Annotated in this window: 22 protein-coding genes; 8 read left to right on the top strand and 14 right to left on the bottom strand. The window is 49.9% G+C overall.

Annotation, left to right across the window (positions count from 1 at the left end):
* Positions 1-9: 9 nt before the first annotated feature.
* From ampD to C2M35_RS03305, 6 genes are all read right to left on the bottom strand, one after another.
* Entirely contained in the window at positions 10-582 is a 573-nt protein-coding gene (gene ampD / locus C2M35_RS03330) for a 1,6-anhydro-N-acetylmuramyl-L-alanine amidase AmpD (protein WP_105199474.1), read from the bottom strand.
* A gap of 35 nt (positions 583-617) precedes the next feature.
* Positions 618-875, bottom strand: a complete 258-nt coding sequence (locus C2M35_RS03325; protein WP_105258000.1) for a hypothetical protein — start codon at positions 873-875, stop codon at positions 618-620.
* Between the two features lie 267 nt (positions 876-1142).
* A complete protein-coding gene (gene gpsA / locus C2M35_RS03320; protein ID WP_105199472.1) occupies positions 1143-2153 on the bottom strand; it encodes an NAD(P)H-dependent glycerol-3-phosphate dehydrogenase in 1011 nt (336 codons plus the stop codon).
* A 3-nt stretch (positions 2154-2156) separates the two neighbouring features.
* A complete protein-coding gene (secB, locus tag C2M35_RS03315) occupies positions 2157-2639 on the bottom strand; it encodes a protein-export chaperone SecB (protein WP_105199471.1) in 483 nt (160 codons plus the stop codon).
* A 67-nt stretch (positions 2640-2706) separates the two neighbouring features.
* Positions 2707-2964, bottom strand: a complete 258-nt coding sequence (grxC, locus tag C2M35_RS03310) for a glutaredoxin 3 (protein WP_105199470.1) — start codon at positions 2962-2964, stop codon at positions 2707-2709.
* A gap of 19 nt (positions 2965-2983) precedes the next feature.
* Entirely contained in the window at positions 2984-3415 is a 432-nt protein-coding gene (locus C2M35_RS03305; protein WP_105199469.1) for a rhodanese-like domain-containing protein, read from the bottom strand.
* 149 nt (positions 3416-3564) lie between these two features.
* Here C2M35_RS03305 and gpmM point away from each other — a divergent pair, with 149 nt between their 5' ends.
* The 4 genes from gpmM (at position 3565) to C2M35_RS03285 (ending at position 8370) form a co-directional block, all read left to right on the top strand.
* On the top strand, positions 3565-5100 hold the full coding sequence (gpmM, locus tag C2M35_RS03300) for a 2,3-bisphosphoglycerate-independent phosphoglycerate mutase (RefSeq protein WP_105264594.1): 1536 nt from the start codon (positions 3565-3567) through the stop codon (positions 5098-5100).
* A gap of 9 nt (positions 5101-5109) precedes the next feature.
* The gene (locus tag C2M35_RS03295) at positions 5110-6264 is read left to right on the top strand and encodes a murein hydrolase activator EnvC family protein (protein ID WP_105199467.1); all 1155 of its coding nucleotides are present in this window, start codon (positions 5110-5112) and stop codon (positions 6262-6264) included.
* A 32-nt stretch (positions 6265-6296) separates the two neighbouring features.
* The gene (locus C2M35_RS03290) at positions 6297-7499 is read left to right on the top strand and encodes a S41 family peptidase (protein WP_105199466.1); all 1203 of its coding nucleotides are present in this window, start codon (positions 6297-6299) and stop codon (positions 7497-7499) included.
* A gap of 100 nt (positions 7500-7599) precedes the next feature.
* Positions 7600-8370, top strand: a complete 771-nt coding sequence (locus C2M35_RS03285) for a divergent polysaccharide deacetylase family protein (protein ID WP_233999491.1) — start codon at positions 7600-7602, stop codon at positions 8368-8370.
* 74 nt (positions 8371-8444) lie between these two features.
* Here C2M35_RS03285 and tkt read toward each other — a convergent pair whose 3' ends face one another.
* Positions 8445-10436 (bottom strand): transketolase, encoded by a 1992-nt coding sequence (gene tkt, locus C2M35_RS03280; protein WP_105264593.1) that lies wholly within the window; start codon positions 10434-10436, stop codon positions 8445-8447.
* A gap of 347 nt (positions 10437-10783) precedes the next feature.
* Here tkt and metK point away from each other — a divergent pair, with 347 nt between their 5' ends.
* Positions 10784-11935: a methionine adenosyltransferase gene (metK, locus tag C2M35_RS03275; RefSeq protein WP_105188405.1), complete on the top strand. Its 1152-nt coding sequence runs from the start codon at positions 10784-10786 to the stop codon at positions 11933-11935.
* A gap of 53 nt (positions 11936-11988) precedes the next feature.
* Here the strand turns inward: metK and C2M35_RS03270 are convergent, their stop codons facing one another.
* Positions 11989-12654 (bottom strand): START domain-containing protein, encoded by a 666-nt coding sequence (locus tag C2M35_RS03270; RefSeq protein WP_158677901.1) that lies wholly within the window; start codon positions 12652-12654, stop codon positions 11989-11991.
* The gene (locus C2M35_RS03265) at positions 12614-14137 is read right to left on the bottom strand and encodes a CYTH and CHAD domain-containing protein (protein ID WP_105264591.1); all 1524 of its coding nucleotides are present in this window, start codon (positions 14135-14137) and stop codon (positions 12614-12616) included. Before C2M35_RS03265 ends, C2M35_RS03270 begins: the two co-directional genes overlap by 41 nt.
* Before the next feature lie 200 nt (positions 14138-14337).
* On the opposite strand from C2M35_RS03265, the gene C2M35_RS03260 reads away from it, so the two are divergent.
* Positions 14338-14928, top strand: a complete 591-nt coding sequence (locus C2M35_RS03260) for a TIGR04211 family SH3 domain-containing protein (protein WP_105199462.1) — start codon at positions 14338-14340, stop codon at positions 14926-14928.
* A 68-nt stretch (positions 14929-14996) separates the two neighbouring features.
* On the opposite strand, the gene C2M35_RS03255 is transcribed toward C2M35_RS03260, so the two are convergent.
* A complete protein-coding gene (locus C2M35_RS03255; protein WP_105199461.1) occupies positions 14997-15479 on the bottom strand; it encodes a winged helix-turn-helix transcriptional regulator in 483 nt (160 codons plus the stop codon).
* Positions 15480-15763: 284 nt separating this feature from the next.
* Between C2M35_RS03255 and putA the strand changes: the two genes are divergently transcribed.
* Positions 15764-19567 carry a bifunctional proline dehydrogenase/L-glutamate gamma-semialdehyde dehydrogenase PutA gene (gene putA, locus C2M35_RS03250; protein WP_105199460.1) on the top strand — a complete coding sequence of 1268 codons (3804 nt, stop codon included), beginning with the start codon at positions 15764-15766 and terminating at the stop codon, positions 19565-19567.
* An 85-nt stretch (positions 19568-19652) separates the two neighbouring features.
* Here the strand turns inward: putA and C2M35_RS03245 are convergent, their stop codons facing one another.
* Positions 19653-20720: a general secretion pathway protein GspB gene (locus C2M35_RS03245; protein ID WP_105264590.1), complete on the bottom strand. Its 1068-nt coding sequence runs from the start codon at positions 20718-20720 to the stop codon at positions 19653-19655.
* Between the two features lie 9 nt (positions 20721-20729).
* Positions 20730-21653: an ExeA family protein gene (locus C2M35_RS03240; protein ID WP_105199756.1), complete on the bottom strand. Its 924-nt coding sequence runs from the start codon at positions 21651-21653 to the stop codon at positions 20730-20732.
* 173 nt (positions 21654-21826) lie between these two features.
* Here C2M35_RS03240 and C2M35_RS15900 point away from each other — a divergent pair, with 173 nt between their 5' ends.
* Positions 21827-22924 carry a tRNA nucleotidyltransferase gene (locus C2M35_RS15900; RefSeq protein WP_158677902.1) on the top strand — a complete coding sequence of 366 codons (1098 nt, stop codon included), beginning with the start codon at positions 21827-21829 and terminating at the stop codon, positions 22922-22924.
* Positions 22925-22979: 55 nt separating this feature from the next.
* On the opposite strand, the gene C2M35_RS03230 is transcribed toward C2M35_RS15900, so the two are convergent.
* On the bottom strand, positions 22980-23783 hold the full coding sequence (locus tag C2M35_RS03230; protein ID WP_105199457.1) for an undecaprenyl-diphosphate phosphatase: 804 nt from the start codon (positions 23781-23783) through the stop codon (positions 22980-22982).
* Entirely contained in the window at positions 23780-24262 is a 483-nt protein-coding gene (gene folK / locus C2M35_RS03225) for a 2-amino-4-hydroxy-6-hydroxymethyldihydropteridine diphosphokinase (RefSeq protein ID WP_105264588.1), read from the bottom strand. The genes C2M35_RS03230 and folK overlap by 4 nt, the downstream gene beginning before the upstream one ends.

The raw sequence follows: 24262 nt of genomic DNA, 5'->3' as shown, positions 1-24262 counted from the left end.
TAAATTAACTTAGATTTCCTTTAGTCTATCGCAATTACTGGTAAATGTAAGGTCAAAAAAGTATGTCCAATCAAACGCTTCCCCCGGATCAGTTTTACGACCTGGGGCAATATCACTGTGCCCGACAATGCGCTCACGGGTGATCTCTGGGTAGCGTTCCATGATGGCCAGGGTCAGTTGCGCCAGGCTCTGATATTGAGCTTGAGTGTACTCACTGCGGTCTGTGCCTTCGAGCTCAATCCCTATGCTGAAATCGTTACAGCGCTCGCGCCCGGCAAATTGTGATAACCCGGCATGCCAGGCGCGCTCACTGAAGGGCACGTATTGGCGTACTAGGCCTTCGCGGTCAATTAAGCAATGGGCTGACACCCGAACCCCTTGCAATGAACTAAAGCTAGGATGAGCATCGCAATCGAGGCACCCGGCAAACAAATCATCGATATAAGGGGTGCCGTAGTGCCCCTCGGGCAAGGAAATGCAGTGGATCACCAGCAGTGAAACTTCCTGCTGTGGTCGCACATCGAAATGCGGGCAGGAATACTGCTGCGCGCCGGCGTAAATCCCTTGATCATTAATTGCCATAAGCTCTCCCATCACTTTGCCGTCATGGTAAAAGCCTAGGACTGATGGCGCAAGGGCACTTCGGGATAAAAGTCACATTCACCCTGAGCGTCGATAGCCACGAGTTCATGGTTGCGGTGCAATACCGCCAACCGGGGTGGCGGACAATAGGTGCGCACAAAATCCAGCTCGTAACCTAATTTTGTCAGGCTGTACACCTTGTCGACCTGCTCACCTGTCAGCCTGGCGTAATGTTGATTGAAAGTCCGTTGGCCGTGGCGGCGCTCAGTGTCCACCTGCTTTGTTGATGCCATGATATCCACCCTTTAGGTGTTATACCAATTCACTTAAATAGCTAATCATTCTAGCGGGCTAAATATCATGCTCACTGTGTTGGAGTTTTTCTATGTAGAATAACTACATAAGAAAAATTCCGCCTTGTGATCATATCATTTATCCAGCGCTATCTCTGATCACATACTTAACAGAATTGGTATTCTCCGGATCTTACAGCTTAGAGCATAAAAAAAGCACGGGCAAAAACCGTGCTTTTTTGTGACTGACAGAGCTTGCTCACAAGCTTACTCGGCGCGCTGTTCGCGCCCCAGTAGTGCCATGGCGGCCTCTTTCACGTCTTTGTTTTCATACAGCACCTTATAGATTTGCTCGGTGATCGGCATCTCTATACCACTGCGTTTAGCCAGCATATAGACTTCTTTGGTGTTTCTGTAGCCTTCAACCACCTGGCCAATCTGTTGCTGCGCCGCTTCCACGTCCAGTCCCTGCCCCAAGGCTAAGCCAAAACGGCGGTTACGCGACTGGTTATCGGTGCAGGTGAGGATCAAATCACCCAGTCCGGCCATCCCCATAAAGGTTTCTGACTTGGCGCCCAGGGCACAGCCCAGGCGACACAATTCCGCCAAACCTCGGGTGATAAGCGCGGTACGGGCATTGGCACCAAAGCCAAAACCATCTGAGATCCCGGCGCCTATGGCGATGACGTTCTTAACCGCTCCACCGAGTTGAATACCAATAAAGTCATTATTGCGATACACCCTAAATGAGCGGCCGCAATGAAGCAGACTAGATAAGCGCTCACAGAAGCTGTCGCTGGTCGCCGACACCGAAATTGCTGTCGGTAATCCCGCCGCCATTTCTTTGGCAAAGGTCGGGCCCGACAATACCGCCAGTTCCACCTTATCGCCCAGTTTTTGCGTCGCCACATCCTGTAATAAGCGCCCGGTTTCCGGCTCTAAGCCCTTGGTTGCCCACGCCACCTTGGCATCGCTGCGCAACATGGGTGCAATCGTTTCCAATAGCCCGGCAAAAGCATGGCTCGGCACCACCACCAAAATGATGTCGCTGCTTTGTACCGCTTTTTCTAGCGAGCTTTCCAGGGTCAGGGTTTCGGGAAAAGGAATATCGCCGAGGTACTGTTCGTTTTTGCGTTCGCGAGCGAGCTTTTCTACTTGCTCGGCATCGCGACCCCATAAGGTTACCGGGTGGCCGTTACGGGCGAAACAAATAGCAAGGGCGGTGCCATACGACCCCGCCCCCAGAACAGTTACAGCTGAAGGTGCTGTTGTGCTCATAACTTATGCGTCAGCTTGCTGTGCTTGCTCTGCAGCGCGTTGCTGCATGTATTGGGCAAATAGCGCGTCAAAGTTAACCGGAGCCAGGTTCAACTGCGGGAAAGTACCACGGTTAACCAGGTTAGATACGGCTTCACGAGCGTAAGGGAAAAGTACGTTCGGGCAGAAAGCACCTAGCATATGCGCCGTTTGTAACTCTTCTAGTTCACCGATAGTGAAGATACCAGCCTGTTGGATTTCGCATAGGAAAGCCGTTTCTTCGCCGATAGTCGCGGTTACTGTTAGTGCCAGCACTACTTCGTAGATGCCGTTTTCTAGCTTGTTTGAACGCGTATCTATGTCTAGTTTAACTTCCGGCTTCCACTCTTTTTGGAAAATAGCCGGCGAGTTTGGCGTCTCGAAAGACACATCTTTAGTGTAAATACGTTGAATTGAGAATTGCGCTTGTTGTTGCTCTTGTGCTGCGCCTTGATTTTGCTCTTCCATTGTCGTTCCTTTCAATCTGTTGGTGGTAACGAGCCACAGTCGCTGCGGCCCGATACCTAATAAGTTGTTATACGTTAAGTAACGCGTTTAATTCGCCACGAGCTTCGAGTGCCATCATATCGTCGCAGCCACCTATGTGCTGGTCGCCGATAAAGATTTGCGGCACGGTGTAACCACCATTGGCACGCTTGATCATTTCATCGCGTAGCTCAGGCTGAAGGCCGATATCATACTCGGTATAAGTTACACCTTTTTTATCCAGCAATGCCTTGGCACGCTGACAAAAGGGACAATAATCTTTGCTGTATAAAACTACATCGCTCATAACTTGCTCTTACTATTAATTAGCGGCCCGATACCTGAGGTAGACCGGCACTTTGCCAAGACTGCATACCACCAGAAAGGATAAAGACACTCTCAAACCCAGCTTTACCTAGGTTGTTGGCAATACCCGAGGCCGTCATACCCGTAGCGCATACCAATATAATGGGTTGGCTTTTATGCTTTTCAAGCTCTGCAAAGTCACTTTGTTTCGCTTTTTCCGCGCTTAGGTGAACAGCATTGGCAATACGCCCCGCCGTAAAATCTTTCTGGGCGCGAATATCAACCACTACAGCGTTTTCACGATTCACTAACAAGGTGAGTTGTTGTGGATTGATCTGCTTAATGGCCGAAAACTTACTTTTAAACCATCCCGAAATAAGCATAAACACGATAACCAACCAGATAATGCTTAAAATCGGATGATTACCGATAAATTCTATGTATTGTTCCATACGTTTTACTTTGTTAATTCAAACCTTGAGGGCGGCACAAGTATACACATTTGCCTTGCACTTACCAATTAGTGAGATATTTTCTACTGCGATATTGTGCAAAAAACGGTAGGATATTAACAGCACGTGCACATTACCCAGGAGATACAATGACACAGCCCAAAAAGCCGCTCGTTTTGATGATTCTAGACGGATGGGGTTATCGTGAAGAAAGCGAAAGTAACGCCATTTTAGCCGCTAACACCCCGGTTTTAGACAAACTTTGGCAACAATGCCCACATACGTTAATTTCCGGTTCCGGTATGGACGTAGGTCTTCCCGATGGGCAAATGGGTAACTCCGAAGTGGGTCATGTGAATCTCGGTGCCGGTCGCGTTGTGTACCAGGACTTTACCCGTATCACCAAGGCTATTGAAGATGGCACCTTTGCCACTAACCCTGCCCTGGTTAACGCCATTGATGCTGCCGTAAATGCAGGCAAGGCAGTACACCTAATGGGCCTGATGAGCCCAGGCGGCGTACACAGCCATGAAGACCATATTATTGCCGCCATCGAGCTTGCAGCTGAGCGCGGCGCACAAGAAATTTATGTTCATGCCTTCTTAGATGGCCGCGATACGCCGCCACGCAGCGCCGAAGCCACTTTGAAGAATATCGACGCCGCCTTTGCGCGCGTAGGTAAAGGCCGTATTGCCAGCCTGATCGGCCGCTACTATGCCATGGACCGAGACAACCGTTGGGAGCGCATCGAAAGCGCCTACGACCTGATGGTCTTGGGCGAAGCCGAATATCACGCCGCCGATGCCGTAAGCGGATTACAGGCCGCCTATGAGCGCGGTGAAAACGACGAATTCGTAAAAGCGACCGTGATTGGCGAGACCGCCGCCACCATTAATGATGGCGATGCAGTGTTGTTTATGAACTTCCGCGCCGACCGTGCCCGTCAAATGACCCGCACCTTTGTCGATGCCGACTTTAACGGTTTCAACAAAAAGAAAACGCCACAACTGGCCGCCTTTGTCATGCTTACCGAATATGCTGCGGATATCGATGCGCCTGTGGCCTTCCCGCCTGAGCCGCTTAACAATGTACTCGGTGAATGGCTGGCCAAACATAATAAAACTCAGCTGCGTATTTCCGAAACGGAAAAATATGCACACGTTACCTTCTTCTTCAGTGGTGGTCGCGAGCAGGAATTTGCAGGTGAGAGTCGCGAGCTTATTCCTTCTCCGGATGTAGCCACCTATGACTTACAACCGGAAATGAACTCTGAGCTTCTGACCGACAAGCTGGTTGAAGCCATTCACAGCGGCAAGTATGACGTGATCATCTGTAACTACCCTAATGGCGACATGGTGGGTCACTCGGGTGTATTCGAAGCGGCTGTGAAGGCCTGTGAAGCGGTTGACCATTGTATTGGCCGAGTGCTTGAAGCCCTTGAGCAAAGCGGTGGCGAAGCACTGATCACCGCCGACCATGGTAATGCCGAGCAGATGCAAAATGCACAAACCGGTCAGGCCCATACCGCCCACACCAGTGAGCCGGTGCCCTTTATCTATATCGGTCGCGATGCCGAGCCGGTAGCGGGTAAAACCTTGAGCGACGTGGCGCCGACCATGTTGCATCTACTAGGCATGGAGCAGCCTGCGGAAATGACAGGCTCGCCAATCATGCTGCTGCGTTAATCATTGCATATGTTTAGGTTTATCCACCTAGGCTCGCAAACAAGAGTGTCGCTGCTAAGCGCGGCGCTCTTGTCCTTGTGTGCCCTGCCCGCCAGCAGCAATGAAAACCGCACCAAGCAAGACTTAACCGAGGTTCAGCAGGAGATAAAGAAAAACCAGAATAACCTCTCAAGCCAGAAACAATCTCTGGGCTCGCTGCAACAGCAATTAAAAAAATCAGAGAAGGCCATTGCCAACAACGCCAAAAAGTTAAGAGAACTCGATGGCCAAATAAATACCAACCGCCAGCAACACAACGAATTACAAACGCAGGCGCAAGAATTAGAACAGCACAGAAAAACCTTAGACACAGCTTTGGCGGCGCAGCTTAAAAGCGCCTACATGGTCGGCGGTCACGATTACTCCAAGTTGTTACTCAATCAGCAAAACACCGCAAAATTAGAACGCACCATCAGTTATTACGATTACCTCAATAAGGCGCGTTTAGAACAACTTGATGAGCTTAGAGAAACCCTAGAAGAAATAGAACAAAACCAATTGGCGCTGGCGCAAAACCGCGAACAGCTTGAGCAACTGCGCAGCCAGGAAGAAGAGCAAAGGCAGCAATTATTGGCCGCCAAGACCGAGCGTCAGTCTCAGGTAAAGGCGCTGCAAGGCGAATTGAATCAACTGCAAAGCTCCATCGCTTACCTCAAAGACAACGAACAAACCCTGATCACCACCCTGGAAGAGCTTGAAGACTCCAAGGCTCGTCAGGTGGCTATGCTTGGCCTGGCCAGCAGCAAGGGCAAACTGGCCTGGCCGACACGAGGGCCGTTAAAACACCGTTTTGGCACCCGCAAACGCCCTGGCTTTAATTGGAAAGGCGTGGTGATCGATGCTAAAGAAGGCAGCAATATTAATAGCATCGAAGACGGTCAGGTGGTATTTGCCGACTGGCTTAAGGGCTTTGGCTGGGTCATGGTGGTTGACCACGGCAAAGGTTATATGAGTCTTTACGGTCACGCCCAAGCCCTGCTTAAGGAAGTGGGCGATCAGGTTTACCAAGGCGAAGCAATAGCCCTGGTTGGTCAGAGCGGCGGCCAGGTTGATCCTGGTCTATACTTCGAGATACGTCACAAAGGACGTGCCGTTAATCCAACCACTTGGTGCAGGTCCTCATAATTGAATAGCGGCTGCGCCACAAGGGGCAGCCTATGTTTGCATATAACGCACTCATTTTTAGGCACTTTTTAAACTGGTGCCTAGCCATAGCGCTAAGCATTTGCAGTGCTTCAGCAGCGGCGCAGGAAAGCCAGCTCGAAGAAGTTTTATTTCATATAAACCACTTTTATGTCGAGGAAGTGGACCGTGCCAAGCTGGATCAACATGTGCTGAGCAGCCTGCTTAGCGAGCTTGACCCCTACAGCGAATACCTGGATGAGCAGGAATTAAAACGCCTGTTTGATGTTACCAATGGCGAATATAAGGGCCTGGGGATCGAGGTCGAAAAACGCCAGGATCATGTGGTCATCGTCTCGGCACTGCCCAATTCTCCGGCTCAGGCTGCCGGCTTGTTAGGCGGTGATATTTTATTGGCTATCAACAATGTCGCTGTGATAGATAAGTCCCTGGAAGATGTCTCCAAGCTGATCAACAGCCGCGAAAATGGTGAAGTGACTTTGGCCATTGCCCGTGCCGGCCATTCACAACGACTCGATTTTCACCTCACCCGCCAACCCATACATATAGAAAGCGTTAACAGCGAGCTGCAAGCCAATCGCACCGGATACCTGCGCATCAACAGCTTTAATAACCACAGTTTTCATGATGTCGCCCGCCATATTACCAAGATGCAGCAGCAAAGCGGCACGGCACTCAAAGGCCTGCTCATTGATTTGCGCGATAATCCGGGCGGCACCTTCGACAGTGCCATCAATATTGCCGACCTGTTTCTCTCCACCGGCACCATAGTCTCGACCCGAGGACGCTTTATCGAAGCCAATCAAAGGTTTGATGCCCAGCCGGGGGATATCTTAGAAGGCGCGCCCATAGTGGTGTTGATCAACCAAGGTTCGGCGTCGGCGGCAGAAATTGTAGCCGGTGCCTTAAAAGACAACCACAGAGCCAAGGTGGTGGGAACCCGCTCTTACGGCAAGGGTTCGGTGCAATCGCTGATCCCATTAGGTGATGGTCGCAGCGCCTTAAAACTGACTACTGCTAAATACTATACGCCGGCCGGTATCTCTATCGAGGGAACCGGGATCACCCCGGATGTCGCTATTTTGCAACCAGACCTTTCCCAATCAAATAAAGAGGTTATAATCAATTTAGCGGCTGGAAAAAGCGCCAATAGTAATTTGACTGCATTATTGGACACGCAGTTAATAAAAGCCCAGCAACTGCTAGAAGAATATTAAAAAATAATAATAGTGAGCCAGTGCGCAAAACATTGGCTCGATTAAAACCAATAGCATTAATGCCTTGGTTAATAACATCAACAGAAGAATAAATATTACTGTGCACATACTAAAATGGATTGCTGTGGTTGTGCTCTTGGCTTGTCTGCTGGCAAGTCCATCGGTACAAGCAAAACAGGTGGCCATCGTTATCGACGATATTGGTTATCAACGTAATGATTTGTCCGCCTTAAACATACCTGGACAGCTTACGTTTGCCATCTTGCCCTTCACTCCCTATGCCGCGCGCTTTGCGACTCAAGCCAATGAACAACAAAAAGAAATTATGCTTCATGCGCCCATGCAATCGCTCAATGATCTAGCCCTTGGACCCGGCGCCCTGACCATGGATATGCCCAAGGAAGACTTCCAGAGCAGATTAAAAGAAGCCTTAAGCAGCTTGCCGAATATTAAGGGCGTAAATAACCACATGGGCTCACTGCTGACCCAGCAAAATATGCCGATGAATTGGACCATGGAAGTGCTCAAGGAGCAGAAGCTGTATTTTCTCGACAGCAAAACCACGCCGCACTCCAAGGCGCAAAGCATAGCCAGCCTCTATGGCGTCGAGAATATAGCGCGACATGTATTTTTAGATAATATCACCAGCGAAAAACAACTGCGTTTTCGTTTTGATCAGCTTAAACGCATTGCCAAGAAGCATGACTATGCGGTGGCCATAGCTCACCCCTACCCAGAAACCTTTGCCTTTTTGCAAAGTGCCCTAGATGAGCTTAAAGCGGAAGGCATTGAGTTGGTGCCCCTGTCACAGCTGGTACAAGAGCGCACCTTACGTTTGGCTCAAGCTAAAAGCACCAAGACCAGCGAATAACAATAGCCCGTTTTTCTAAGGACATAAAAAAACCGCGCCATGCGCGGTTTTTTCTTATGTCTTTAAACAAGCGATTAGAATTGGCTGTTAGCCGCTGCTACCACATTGTCCACGGTGAAACCGAACAGCTTGAACAGCTCATCCGCCGGCGCCGACTCACCAAAGGTAGTCATGCCGATCACCTTGCCGTTAAGGCCTACATACTTGTACCAGAAGTCGGCAATACCAGCTTCAACGGCAACGCGACGAGTCACAGCAGCCGGTAGTACAGATTCTTTATAAGCCGCATCTTGCTCATCGAATAGATCCGTTGACGGCATAGAGACCACACGTACCTGTTTGCCTTGAGCACGTAATTCAGCGGCTGCATCCATGGTCAGTTGAACTTCTGAACCGGTAGCGATCAGGATCACTTCAGGGTTGCCGTCACAGCTTAGTACATAGCCGCCTTTCTTAACGTTGGCCAACTGCTCTGCAGTACGCGCTTGCTGCGCCAGACCCTGACGGGTAAAGACCAGTGACGTTGGACCGTCTTTGCGCTCGATAGCTTGTTGCCAGGCGATAGCCGACTCAACCTGATCACAAGGACGCCAGTTAACTAGGTTAGGGGTATAACGCAGGCTCGCCATTTGCTCTACCGGCTGGTGCGTTGGGCCATCTTCACCCAGACCGATTGAGTCATGGGTATAAACGAAGATGCTTGGCGTTTTCATCAGCGCCGCCATACGCACCGCGTTACGGGCATATTCCATAAACATCAGGAAGGTAGCACCGTAAGGGATAAAGCCCTTGTGCAGCGCGATACCATTCATGATCGCCGACATACCGAACTCACGCACACCGTAGAAGATGTAGTTACCGTTGGCATCATCGCTGGTCAAGCCTTTAGAACCACTCCAAAGCGTTAGGTTTGAGCCGGCCAGGTCCGCAGAACCACCCATAAACTCAGGCAGCATAGGGCCAAAGGCATTCAGGGCATTTTGTGATGCTTTACGCGTTGCCGGGTTATCCGGGTTTGCTTGTAACTGCTCGATATAGGCTTGTGATTTTTCCGCCCAATCCGCAGGTAGCTCGTTGTTTTGACGACGCTCAAATTCCGCCGCTAGTTCAGGGAACTCAGCTTTATAAGCAGCGAACTTGTCTTTCCAGTTTTGTTCTTTTTGCTGACCCGCTTCTTTAGCATCCCACTGGCTGTAAACGTCCTGAGGGATCACGAAAGGTTCGTGGCTCCAGCCCAGAAATTCACGTGCAGCTTTGATTTCTTCATCACCTAGAGGCGCGCCGTGACAGTCATGGCTGCCCGATTTATTCGGTGAGCCGTAACCGATAACGGTTTTACAACAGATAAGGGTTGGCTTGTCGCCATTAGCACGACCTTCTTCGATGGCCGCACGAATCGCTTCGCTGTCGTGACCATCAACGCCACGAACTACGTGCCAGCCGTATGCTTCGAAACGAGCAGGCGTATCATCGCTGAACCAGCCTTCTACTTCACCGTCGATTGAAATGCCGTTGTCATCCCAAAACGCGATCAACTTACCAAGACCTAAAGTGCCCGCCAATGAACAGGCTTCGTGAGAGATACCTTCCATCAAGCAGCCATCACCCAAGAAGGTGTAAGTGTAGTGATCAACGATATCGTGACCGTCACGGTTAAATTGTGCCGCCAAAGCTTTCTCGGCGATAGCCATACCCACGGCATTGGTAATACCTTGGCCTAGTGGGCCGGTAGTGGTTTCTACGCCCGGCGCATAACCATACTCAGGGTGACCCGGTGTTTTTGAATGCAATTGACGGAAGTTTTTGATTTCTTCCATAGGCAGGTCATAGCCGCTTAGGTGTAACAGCGAATAAATCAGCATTGAACCGTGGCCATTGGACAGGATAAATCGGTCGCGATCAGCCCAATCAGGATTCGTTGGGTTGTGCTTCAAATAGTCACGCCAAAGGACTTCGGCGATATCGGCCATGCCCATAGGGGCACCCGGGTGACCTGATTTAGCTTGTTGAACGGCGTCCATAGACAAGACGCGAATGGCGTTAGCGAGTTCTTTGCGAGATGGCATGAATTCTCCTACCTTTATATGTATTTGCGCTGGAAGATTCGCCTTTGCTCAAGCTAGCGAAGGCAAAATAGGTGCCCATTTTTACTTATTCATACGCCCCCTGCAAATAAAACTTGCGGCCAAAGTGAGCGACTTTAGAATTACTCATCAACTAGAGTAATTACTTCAGCTGATTTCGGGCAGTTGACGAGTTTGGCGAGTGAAAAGAAGTATTTTGGACGTCTAGGCGTAAAATTGCTATGCAAGGTGTGATCATTTAGCTAGAATATGCGCCTTATTTTTATGCTGCGCTGCGCCCAGAGGTTGGTGACGAGTTTGGGAAGCGCGAGACTTGTGAGAAGAAGCCAATGGCAAAACATTTATTTACTTCTGAGTCAGTATCTGAGGGACACCCGGATAAAATCGCTGACCAAATTTCAGATGCGGTATTAGATGCTATTTTGGAGCAAGACCCGCACGCCCGTGTCGCTTGTGAAACCTATGTAAAGACCGGCATGGTTATGGTTGGCGGTGAGATCACAACCAGCGCTTGGGTTGATATCGAAGAGCTTACGCGTAAAACAGTACGTGAAATTGGCTACACCCACTCAGACATGGGTTTCGATGCCGATTCATGTGCCATCCTAAACACTATTGGTAAACAGTCTCCTGACATCAACCAAGGTGTTGACCGTGCTCGCCCTGAAGATCAAGGCGCCGGTGACCAGGGTCTAATGTTCGGTTACGCGTGTAACGAAACAGACGTATTGATGCCTGCTCCTATTACCTATTCACACCGCCTGGTACAGCGTCAAGCGCACGTACGTAAAAACGGTGAGCTTCCTTGGCTTCGTCCGGATGCAAAGTCTCAGGTAACTTTTGCTTATGAAAATGGCAAAGCAGTTGGTATCGACGCAGTTGTACTATCAACGCAGCACTGTGACACCATTTCACAGGACGCTTTAGTAGAAGCCGTGATGGAAACCATCATCAAGCCAACGCTTCCGGCTGAGCTTATCACTTCAGCGACTAAGTTCTTTATCAACCCAACAGGCCGTTTCGTAATCGGTGGCCCTATGGGTGACTGTGGTCTGACTGGTCGTAAGATCATCGTTGATACATACGGTGGTATGGCTCGTCACGGTGGTGGTGCCTTCTCTGGTAAGGATCCATCAAAGGTTGACCGTTCAGCAGCCTACGCAGCTCGTTATGTTGCTAAGAACATTGTTGCTGCCGGTCTTGCAGATCGTTGTGAAATCCAAGTTTCTTACGCTATCGGTGTGGCCGAGCCTACCTCTATCAGCGTTGAAACCTTCGGCACAGGTAAACTGGACGAAGAGCACCTAATTGCACTTATCCGCAAGCACTTCGACCTACGTCCTTACGGCCTGATCCAGATGCTTGACCTTGAGCGTCCTATTTATCAGCCTACCGCTGCTTACGGTCACTTCGGTCGCGACGAATTCCCATGGGAAGCGACAGACAAAGTAGAAGCATTAAAAGCAGACGCAGGTTTTTAAGACTGCAACAGCTTAGAAAAAAAGCGCTCATTGAGCGCTTTTTTTATGTCTGTCTAAAAGGAGGAGCAATCGCCCTCTTGCAATGGCAAGGGTGACATGACCTGGGTCTTAGGCAGCACTCGGCGTAAATTCATTAGCGTCTTATACACGCTTTTTAACGACACCTTATTACTGAGCCAGGTAGGAATGGCACCACCGGGGTCGGCCTCGACCTGATATTCCAACACCAAACCATCCGTTCGTGACGTTAGTACCCACAGCGCTTCTAATTCCTTTATCCTTACTCTTCCCTTGCCGACATCCCTATCCGGGTCAACACTGCGAATTAATAATCGCGAACTTTGTTCGTCGAGGGCTTCATAGCAGGACTCGGTATACAGCTCCCTGTCGGCCACCGGCCAAGGCGAATTCAGGTGAGTAAAAACCAGGGTGCGATTGGCGCTGGGACTGTCTAGCAGATTGACCCGCTTTACCCCCTCAAGCCAATCGGGCGCATGCTCGGTATCATGCAACAGGCTGATAAATTGCGCCTTAGTGGCCTTAGCAACAAACAACTTGGCCTTAATAGCATAGTGACCTTGCGCCGTTTGATAATACTGCACCTGGTATTGCTGCGAGTGCTTCCAGGTGCGCCAATTTTCTTGCGCAGCAAAGGTATATGCTTGCGCGCTAAAGAGGCTAATCGCGCCAATAAGGCTGAATATTACGGGTCGCTTCACGACTTTGCTCCATGGCACCGAGTAGACTGTCCGTTTTCTGTGCGAGCCAGGCCTGGATTTTTGCCAGCTCTTCGCTGTCCTTGCCCTGACATAACTGGCCAAGATAATTAAGGGTAAACAGTTCGAAGGTGCCGTGGATGATATCCAGCCAGGGAGCACGGAAATTCATGCGTGCGTTTTCATCGAACAAGGCCCCTAAACAGCACCCGCTCAATAAGTTACGCTCAAGACGGTGTTTTAGGCTTAAGTATTCATCACTCGACAACTGCGAGTCATTGTCGACCAAGGCGCGCATTTCATGCCAGTCAAATTCCAGCAAGTGAGCAGCGATATCATGGATATTTTTCTCCGCCGCCTGGAACTGAGACTGCCCCCATGACTGTCGCCAGCCGCGCTCGGTCAGCCAAATGGTCAGATCCAGCAGCAAGAGATTATAGCGCTTGCTGGTAAAGACCTTTTGCACTTCGTCTATGCTCGGCTGAACCGCTTTTAAATCTTCAATCACCTGCGCCAGCTCTGGCGCCGCATTGATTTTTTTGTAGTAGGCGTGCTTTTTCGAGGTAAAGGTTTTCAGTTGGATGGCCGTTTCCACCCAGCTTAATTCGCTTAGTAGCCACTTCAGTTCCGAGCGCAAACGCTCTGTGTCCTGCTTTTCAACGATGTCGCTAAACAACCACAGGCTGTGACGAATAAGGCTGACACCATCGGTAATACGCTTCAGGGTTTTTAAGCTCGGCTTTTGGAAATAGCACTCTTCGTGCTTTTGCACAAAGGTAATGCCATGATTTAAACACTTCTCCAGCGCCCGCTCCTGCGAGTCGGCGTTGCTCAGTGCAACCATATCGATTTCCTTGCTCGCCACCAGCGGTTGGTCATCGGCCAAGCGATAACCGCGCGCCGCCTTTGAGTAGAGCCCCATGCGCAGCGGCAGGTTTTCGATCAGCTTTTCCGCCAGGGAAAAGAGCTCGCTGCGCTCGCCTTTAACCAGTTCGATTTCCAATTCGCAAATAGTCTCAACGCTGGCATTGGCAGAAACCTCTCCTTTATCCAACACCACTTCAATCAAGGTGCCGGCTTGAGTTTCTAACAGCCAGGTACGGCGAATAAAGTTAGTGCTAAACAGTGGATATAAATTGTCGGCAATGGCTTCAACCTGCACCCCGTGCGGCCAAATACTGGCGTCGAATTGACTGAGCTCGGGGCGGTTGCCTTCGATGGGCAAATTATACTCTGGACGCTGATGCAGCCCCCCGACATTGTCGCCGGCAAGCTTAATGGTTTGCTCGCATTGGCCATCGCTGCAGCGCGTGCGCAAACCTATATCCAGGGCCCGTAATTCACGGCTGGGAGTATCAAAATAGGCATTTTGCAGATTACGTGAAGGCTTGTTGGTAACGGTTTTTGCAAACTGTGTGATAAGTGCTGGAATCGACGGGATGACCGCCTCAGAAACTAAAAATTTCAGCTCTATTTCAGTGTCCATACGTTCTAGAAGACCAATGAAATTGACAAGAAGACAACATAAACAAAGCCATCAATGAATGCAAACTTTTTGCATTCATTTCCCAGTAATTTAAGCCCTTAGCCGCCGGGTTGGGTTACAAAATCGGCCTTGCCATTCGCCACGCCAGCCAATAATATGCCCCAATCAACATCTTATTTACGTAAACAAGGTTTAGTTGCATGCTAAAACACCTGTGTGTTGCGCTGCTTTTTATTTCCAGCGCACTAATCACCAAAATGGCCATTGCCGCCCCCAGCACCGCTTATATCAGTGATGATCTCTATATTTTCATGCACTCGGGGGCAGGTAAAAACTACCGCATTATCGGCTCAGTAAACGCTGGCACCGAAATCAAGCTGGTTACCGGCACTGAAAATAACGGCTTTTTTGAGGTTGTTGACGACAAAGAACGCCAAGGCTGGGTAGAAAGCAAGTTTATTAATCAGGAGCAGAGCCTCAAGGTTAAACACGAGAACCTTGCCGAAGAGCTGGCCAGCACCCAACAAAAACTACGTGATGTGCAGGCACAGGTGCCACAGCTGCAAAGCATGAACAGCGATTTGAGCACACAAACCGAGCAGTTGCAGGCCCAGCTTGATCAAGCCATTGCCGAACGCGATGCCATTCAAACCAAACAGCAGAATCTGCGGGCAAAAGAAAAGCGCCAGTTACTGACCTATGGCGGTGCCATTGCCTTTATCGGTTTATTCTTAGGTATTATTTTGACCATCTTTCTGTCGCGCCGAAAGCGCTACGATGGTTGGGCGTAAACTCACTTTTACATGAGTTACCAAAAAAAGAGCGCCTAGGCGCTCTTTTTTGTAGCAAAGGGAAGCTGTTATAAGTCGATACGCAGACCGGTATCTTCTTTCACCTTTTCAATCACCATATAGGTATGGTGCGTGCCCACCCCGGGTATATCGACCAGATCACCAAGCACCTGACGGTACTCGTTCATATCACTTACACGCACTTTGAGCAGGTAATCATAGCCCCCGGCCACCATATCGCACTCCACCACTTGTGGGGTTTTAACTATGTGCTCTTTAAATGTTTTAAACACAGAGGTATTCGAGGTTACCAGTGACACCTGTACATGGGCCAAGAGGCTCTGGTTGAGCTTCTGCTCACTGAGCTTAGCAAAATAGCCTTCGATAAAACCCTCAGCTTCAAGGCGTTTAACCCTGTCCAGGCAAGGGCTTGGACTCAGGTTTACCTGTTTAGCCAGGTTTACATTGGAGATGCGACCATTTTTTTGCAGCTCATCAAGGATGGCTAAATCGATCCTATCTAGGACACGAGACTTGGCTATTAGAGACATAACAGAATTTTATACGGGCAAGCTACAAATATACCCTGTAAATTATCGTAATTGCCAAAATTAAACCAGCATATTCTGCGGTATTTTCTTTAGAATGCCCGCGAATGTGTAGTCATTAAGAGCACAATCTTAACCACATACTGAATATCCACGTAGGTAAAAATCTACACTCTCGCAGTTAGAACCTACAATGTAGTAATTGTCGTAACCGAGGCCCCACCATCCCATCTTATGGTGTTGGGTACAGTTGCTATGTTTAGACTCCGTTATTTTGAGGGTTGCTTATGTTATTTGAAGGCAATTTGATTACAGAATGCCCCATCCGCCAGAAGATCCGTGACTTCTATCGCATTGACGAAAATGAAGTAATTGATCACATTCTTCCATTGGCTGAAGTAGGTGTTACGGCACGAAGCCGCGCATGGGAGCGCGCCCGTCAAATGGTATTGAATATCCGTAAAGACCAAGATGGTCAAAGCGGTGTTGACGCGCTATTAAACGAATTCTCTCTGTCCAGTGAAGAAGGCGTGGTGTTAATGTGTTTGGCCGAAGCGCTACTGCGCGTGCCAGATAAAGCAACACAAGAACAACTTATTCGCGACAAGTTAGCCAAGGGCGACTGGAGCTCACACTTAGGTGCAAGTGACTCACTGTTTGTAAATGCATCTTCTTGGGGCCTATTAGTAACCGGTAAAATGGTTAACTACAGTGACAAGAATAAAGAAGACCAGTTCGGCCTGCTAAAACGTACCGTAGGTCGCCTGGGTGAGCCGGTTATTCGTAAGTCTGTAAACTTCGCCATGAAGATCATGGGTAAGCAGTTCGTTATGGGTCAAACCATTGACGAAGCGATTGAGCGTGCTGCAGAAGCTGAAAGCAAGGGTTACGTTTATTCTTATGACATGCTAGGTGAAGGCGCACGCACCATGCGTGATGCTGAGCGTTACTACAACAGCTACGTTATGGCGATTCATGCCATAGGCAAAGCGGCCAATGGCCGTGGCCCGGTGAAAAGCCCTGGTATCTCGGTAAAACTTTCGGCTATCCATCCGCGCTATGAGTTCACTCACCGTGACCGCGTCATGGAAGAGATTGTACCTAAGCTAAAAGACCTGGCACTACTTGCCAAGCAATACGACATCGGCCTGACCGTTGATGCCGAAGAAGCAGACCGCCTTGATATCTCACTAGACATTATCGAAGCCGTATTCAGCGACGCCGAGCTTGGCGACTGGCAAGGTTTTGGTCTGGCGGTTCAGGCTTACCAAAAACGTGCAATTTTCGTTATTGAATGGCTAACCAACCTGGCTCGCCGCGTTGGCCGCAAGCTAATGGTGCGTTTGGTTAAAGGTGCCTACTGGGATACCGAAATCAAAACCACACAGCAAGATGGTTTAAGCCACTTCCCGGTATTTACTCGTAAAGCGACCACAGACGTATCTTACAAAGCCTGTGCCATTAAATTAATGGATGCACGCGATGCGATTTACCCACAGTTTGCAACGCACAATGCCTACACGGCTGCAACCATTCTGGAAGTGGCCAAGGGTGACAACCAGGGCTTTGAATTCCAGCGTCTGCACGGCATGGGTGAGTCACTGTTCGATCAAGTAGTAACTCAAGAAAAGATTCAGTGTCGTGTGTATGCGCCTGTTGGTCAACACGAAGACCTGCTTGCTTACTTGGTACGTCGCCTGCTTGAAAACGGTGCTAACTCATCGTTTGTTAACGCCATCGTTGATACCACTAAGCCTGTTGAAGAGTTACTGCCGGATCCGGTAGAAACCCTGCAAGGTCTGCGTAACAAGTACAACAAGCAAATTAAGCTACCGATTGAGCTTTATGGTGACGAGCGTCCAAACTCAAAGGGGATGGACTTAACAGACATCAATGTGATCACCCCACTAAAAGCCAATATGGATGCCTGGTTTGCCGAGCACCTTATCTCGGAAGAGCAAGTTGCTGAAGGTAACCTGGCGGTACGCAACCCTGCGAACCACAAAGAGATTATTGGTCAGCACCGCCTACACACAGGCGATGAGATGCAAACCCTGCTGGCAAACGCAGAAAATGCCTTTACCTCTTGGTCGGCAACGCCTGTTAAAGAGCGTGCGGATCTATTACGTCGCATCGCAGATATCCTAGAGCGTCATAATGACGAACTAGTGGCTCTTTGTATTAAAGAAGCCGGTAAGATCACTCAAGACGGTATCGATGAAGTACGTGAAGCGGTGGATTTCTGTCGTTACTATGCCGCACGTGCAGAAGAGTTATCACAGGACGAACGTTTTGAAGCCCGCGGTGTGGTGCTATGTATCAGCCCGTGGAACTTCCCTCTTGCCATCTTCCTAGGTCAGGTTGTAGCTGCCATTGTGACCGGTAACACGGTTATCGCCAAGCCAGCTGAGCAAACCAGTCTTATCGCCTTACGCGCCATCGAACTAATGCAATATGTAGGTCTGCCTGAGCACGTGGTGCAGCCGGTTATCGCTCGCGGTAGCGAAGTAGGTAAGCACATAGTGCCTGATGAGCGCATTCAAGCAGTGATGTTCACCGGTTCAACGGAAACAGGTACGCTTATTTCACAAACTCTGGCCGCTCGTAACGACATCCAGGTTCCGCTTATCGCCGAAACCGGTGGTCAGAACTGTATGATCGTGGACTCTACCGCTCTGCCTGAGCAGGTAGTAGACGATGTGGTTAAGTCTGGCTTCCAAAGTGCCGGTCAACGCTGTTCTGCACTGCGCGTATTGTTCCTACAAGACGACGTAGCCGACGGCATTATCGAGATGCTTAAAGGTGCTATGGCCGAGCTTCACATTGGCGATCCGGCTTACTTGTCTACGGATATAGGTCCGGTAATCGACGAAAAAGCACTGAAAGCGCTGACTGCTCACGTTGAATACCTAAAAGGCAATGGCACCTTACATTATCAATGTGATATCCCTGACAACAGCGAAAATGGTGCCTTCTTCTTTGCACCACGTCTGTATGAAATCAAAGACTTGTCTGTGCTTAAGCGCGAAGTATTTGGTCCTATCGTGCATATCGTTCGCTTTAAAGCGGGTGAACTTGATAACGTGATTGATCAAATCAATAACACGGGTTACGGCCTGACTATGGGTGTTCACTCACGTATTGAAGAGCGTTGCGAGTACGTTGCCCGTCAATCTCGTGCCGGCAACGTCTATGTTAACCGTAATATGATCGGTGCTATCGTTGGTGTGCAGCCGTTCGGTGGTCGTGGTCTTTCTGGTACCGGTCCTAAAGCAGGTGGTCCTAACTACCTACTTCGCCTGGTAAAAGAGAAAGCCTCTCCAGAGAACGTGCAGATGACGAACTTACCTGCTGATGAAGCGGATCAACACCACTATTCGGGTGCTGCTGAAAAGGTAGAAGCACTGATGAGTGCCTCAATGCGCGATGAGAAGATCTGGCGTGCAACGGCACTGAATGACCGTGTATCGGCACTTCGTCAGCTATTGGCAAAAGTGGCTACAGTTGAGATCATCGACGAACTAGCCGATGACCTGGCCAAGACCCTGAGCGATGCGCGTACTCAGCTTAACCGCATTGAAAAGCGTATGAAGCGTCCTAAGGTATTGCCTGGGCCAACGGGTGAATCTAACATCCTGTATCTTGAGCCGCGCGGCTGTGTGGTTTGTTACGCAGATAAGAGTACCTCGTTCAACTTCTGGGCGATTTCTATTATCACTGCGCTGGCAGCGGGTAACACGGTTATCACAGTTGCCTCTGAGCTATTCTATGAAGAAGCTCTGGCGTTCCGCGATAAATTCATTGCTACCGGTGTAGCCGAGGGCGTATTACAGGTGGCTAAGCCGAACCAGCTACAAGCCATCTTGGCACACTCTCACCTTGCCGGTGCGGTTGTTGCTGCACGCTCGTCTCGCTTGGGCTACTTCGCACAGCAGTTAGCAAACCGTAAGGGTGCTATCCTGCCGGTGATCAGTGCCGAGTACTACGATACCCTGATCAACCGTCTATTGACGGAAAAGACCATCAGTATCGATACCACGGCATCCGGTGGTAACACCTCATTGATGACCCTGGTAGAAGACGAAGAATAAGTCGTAAGCTACTGAAAAAGGCGCCAATTGGCGCCTTTTTTATTACTTTCTCAACGTCTAAACGCCGATAAGCCTATGCCTCTTATTAAGGCCAGTCTTGCATTGCCTCAAGGGAAAACTCATAGTTATCAATGCTTAAAATTGTCTGCTCCGGAGTGATCTCCACAACCCGTATGCGACCCACATTATCACCCTCATACAGCTCATAACCATTGAGTTTAATCCAACGTCTATCCTGCGCGGTGGCATAAATATGGGCTTGATAGACCAAGGATGGAATGCGGCTCTGAATCGCCTCCGGCAATAATTCGATGGGCTCTACCATGGCACTGCTGCGCGATGCGGTAGTGACTGAATCATCATTCTGCATGCCTGCGGTAGCGGCTACGGCATCGGCAAAGGCACGTTTTAAGTCGCTGGAAACTCCTTGTAACTCAGCATCGTTATAACTAGGTGTCGAAGAGTAACCCTGCTGAGGTTGCTGATAAGCATTGTTGCCCTGCTCCATTGGCTTACCCACCACCTTATATTGACTGGTATCGACCGGCTGCGCCCCAGGATTAAAGGTTTGCGGATATTGGCCGGCATTGGCCATCATAGGATTACCATAAGCGGGAACCCATTGCATATAGGTGCCAGGGCCATAGGCCTGGGGCATTTGTCCCATCACATAAACGGGCACCATTTGTTGATAAGGCTGGGCAAATTGCACCGGCACCTGCAGAGCATTCAAGTTAACCTGCCCCTGCGGTAGCCCCTGCGCTACGGATTGACCAACCTGCTGGCCTGTCACTTGATTCTGCGGATTATTAACTGGCTGTGCTTGATTTGTAGCCAGCTCGGCATTCACCTGAGCCGGTGAAGCGTTTTGGGCGGCGGTCACATTTGCCTTGGTAGACTGCTGCTCCTGTGCTTGCATCTGCGCTTGCATCTGGGCCTTGGCCTGTACTAACAATTCATTGCTATTATCCTGCCACCATTTACCGGCGAAATAGCCCACCACCAGAACCACGGCAATCACCACCAGGGCGACTAGGCCCCAGCTTAGGCGGCGATAAAAGTCTAACGCCTCTTGCTGCGATGTATCGGGCTCAGATTCTAGGGCACTCGATTGATTTTGTGATTGTTTTAATGCGTCTAATAACAGCGACATAGTAGAGCCCTAAATAAAGTAAGATAAGCCAATGCCCACGGCGAACAGCATCATAACCCCGCCCAGGGTAAAAACAAAACGTTTGCCTCGGCTCTCTGTGCCGTTATTTTTTTGACTCGGTAAGGTTTCCGGCAAGGCTTCTTTAGCCGCCTGAGTCACTAATTTTTTGCTGACCTGATTAACCTGGGCCGAATAGGCACCGAGTAAGGCGCGTTCGCATAAGAGGTTAATCAAGCGCGGGATACCGCCAGTCAGTTGGTGAATTTGCTTTACCGCAGCACGATCAAAGAGGATCTGCCTGCCACCGGCAATTTTTAAGCGGTGCTTAACGTACGCATCGACCTGGGCCAGCGTCAGTGGCAACAGGTGATAGCGGGCGGTAATACGCTGTGCAAGCTGGCGCAGCTCATTACGACGCAGTAAGGCCTGCAATTCCGGCTGGCCAACGAGAATAATCTGCAACAGCTTTTTATGGTTGGTTTCTAAGTTGGTAAGTAAACGCAGCTGTTCCAATACCTGAGGCGCCAAATGCTGTGCCTCATCGATGATCAGCATGGTATGACGACCATTAACATGGTTGCTTAGCAAACGCCCCTTAATGCGGTCGGTCAGCGTCTTCAAGGTGGCGTTTTGGTGATCATACTCGATCTCCAGCTCATCGCAGATACTCGCCAACAATTCCAACTCGGACAAGGTGGGATTAAGAATAAAGGCCACCTGGGTCGAATCTGGTACCTGCTCAAGCATGCACCGGGTTACCGTGGTTTTGCCGGTGCCCACCTCGCCGGTTAGCAACACAAAGCCGCCGGACTCACCCAACCCATGCGTCAGGTGTGCCAAGGCTTCATTATGGCGTTCACTGAGATAAAGGTACTCGGGGTTCGGGGCGATGGAAAAGGGTTTTTCGGTTAAGCCAAAGTAATCTAGATACACAAATAGGTCCTTAGTTTTTGCCACAGGCCTTACCCGGAAAACTTCCCTGGTAGGCACTAAGCGCTGCGGTTTAATTAAATTATCACTCGCACTTCTTATAATGGCAAAAAAACCGCCATGATAAAACTCTGTTACAATCATCTTTTTAGCCGCTCGGGAAAACGGATGCAAACATATTTATCGGTGGCGCGGTACGCGACCAGTTATTAGGGCGAGTCATCAAAGAGCGCGACTACGTGGTAGTGGGCGCGACTATAGAAGAAATGAAGCGACTTGGTTACACCCAGGTTGGCAAGGATTTCCCGGTATTTTTGCATCCACGCAGCAAGGAAGAATACGCCCTGGCGCGTACCGAGCGCAAACAAGGCCAGGGTTACACCGGCTTTATTTGCGACTTTAATCCGGATATTACCCTAGAGCAGGATTTAGAACGCCGCGACCTGACCGTCAACGCCATAGCCCAAGGTGAAGATGGCCAGCTTATCGACCCTTTTTATGGCCAGGCCGACATTGAAAAACGTTTGTTGCGCCATGTTAGCGCCGCCTTTAGCGAAGACCCTTTGCGGGTATTACGCGTAGCCCGCTTCCGCGCCCGCTATCACTATCTCGGCTTTCATATAGCCGAAGATACTCTGGCCCTGATGCGCGACATAGCCCACAGCGGTGAGCTTCAGGCACTGACCCCGGAACGTGTTTGGATGGAATGGCAAAAGGCTCTGGATGACGGTTATATTCATATCTTTATCGATGCTCTGGCTAAGTGCGATGCCCTGAGCGTACTCTGCCCCGAATTAGCAAACATATGGGCGAATGAAAAGCAGGGCCTGGAAGCGAAAATCGACTATGGCCGCAGCCATGATTACACCCCACCTTGTCAGTTTGCACAGGTGATGCAAGCGCTCGGTACCAAGGCCCGCAAGACGTTTTATCAGCACTACCGGGTGCCAAAGCAATATATGGAGATCAGCGAAGCGCTGGCCAAGCATGCCGCCCTGCTCAGCCAAGAGAACTGGCAGGCCAAGGAACTGGTGACGCTTTTTAATGAGTTGGATATTTGGCGTCGCCCACAACGACTGGACGATTTGGTACAGGCGTATACGTGTGCCCAGCTCGGTGATTTTAGCCGCCACCCCCTATTGCTTAAGGCTGCCGAGGCGGCGCAGCAGGTGAACGCGCAAACCTATATTGGTCAGGGTATAGAAGGGGCTGCCATTAAAACGGCACTGGCCCAGGGGCGACTTGAAGCTATTGAAAACGTCTTGGCCCCATGAAAGTAGGGGCCAAGTTTATTTCTCACTTTACGAGAAGATAAGAGAAAAGCGCGGGCTATTGATAAAGCAAAAACGCCAGTAAGCCGAAGCCCAGAAGTAAGCGGTAAATCACAAAGGGGAACATGCCCATGCGCTCGATAAACTTAAGGAATAAGAAGATACAGGCATAAGCGGCCATAAAGGATAAACCGGCGCCAAGGATCAGAGCTTGCCAGTCTACCGCTTGCTCACCCGTGGCCAGCTCTATAGTTTTAATAAGCCCCATGCCGCCAATCACGGGCACAGACAGCAAAAACGAAAAACGTGCCGCACTTTCCTTAGTCAAACCTAAAAATAAACCTGCCGTCATGGTGATACCCGAACGTGAAGTACCGGGAATAAGCGCAACGGCCTGGGCACAGCCGATCAGCAAGGCCGATTTCCAATTCAGTTGATAGATGTTCTTTGTTTGTTTGGCCTTAATATCCGCCAGCCATAGCACTAGGCCAAAAAAGATGGTGGTAATGGCGATCACTATGGCCGCGCGTAGATGCTGCTCAATCAAATCTTCAAAGAGCTTGCCGGCCAGGCCCGCAGGAATGGTTGCCAATAAGATATACCAGCCCAGTTTGCTGTCGTCGGTGGCGCCCTGAGAACCGAAGGATTTAAACCAGGCCACCAGGATATCGCCTATTTCCCTGCGAAAATAAATCATCACCGCCATTAAGGAGCCGACATGCACGGCAACATCAAAGGCCAGACCCTGATCCTGCCAGCCCAACAGCTGCGAGGGTAAAATCAGGTGGGCGGAGCTCGAAATGGGGAGAAATTCTGTCAGTCCTTGAATCACTGCCAATACAACAATAGCGAGAATACTCATTCGATAGTGACCTTCCATAGGTTTTGTTTTGATTTATCATAATCTTGCCAGAGTGTGGCAATGGTGGTTTGAGTAACCGGGTGCACCAGCTCTGGGGCCAGTTCAAACAAGGGCCAAAGCACAAAGGCATTTTTGGTGATCTCATCACGGGGCAACTGCGCCGGAAAGTCACAGATCACGTCATCATAAAACAACAGATCCAGATCCAGAGTACGGGGGCTAAACTTTTTATCGTCGGGGGTGCGGCCGTTATCACGCTCAATCTGCTTGAGCAGGCTACAGACCTGAGCCAGGCTCATATCCGTGTCGGCCCCAGCCACAGAATTATAAAAATTACTGCCGTTAAAACCCACGGCTTCGCTTTCATACACATTGGAGTGTTGCAGTACGCCGAAATGTTGGCGCAGCGCGCTTAACCCATTCAGAAGGTTTTCGCGCTTATTGATATTGGAGCCTAGGCTAATATAAATGCGAGCCAT

This window comes from Pseudoalteromonas sp. T1lg76 (assembly GCF_002964725.1).
Lineage (GTDB): Bacteria > Pseudomonadota > Gammaproteobacteria > Enterobacterales > Alteromonadaceae > Pseudoalteromonas.
Note: the sequence above shows the minus strand (reverse complement) of the source record. Positions and strands in the feature narration are given on the sequence as shown.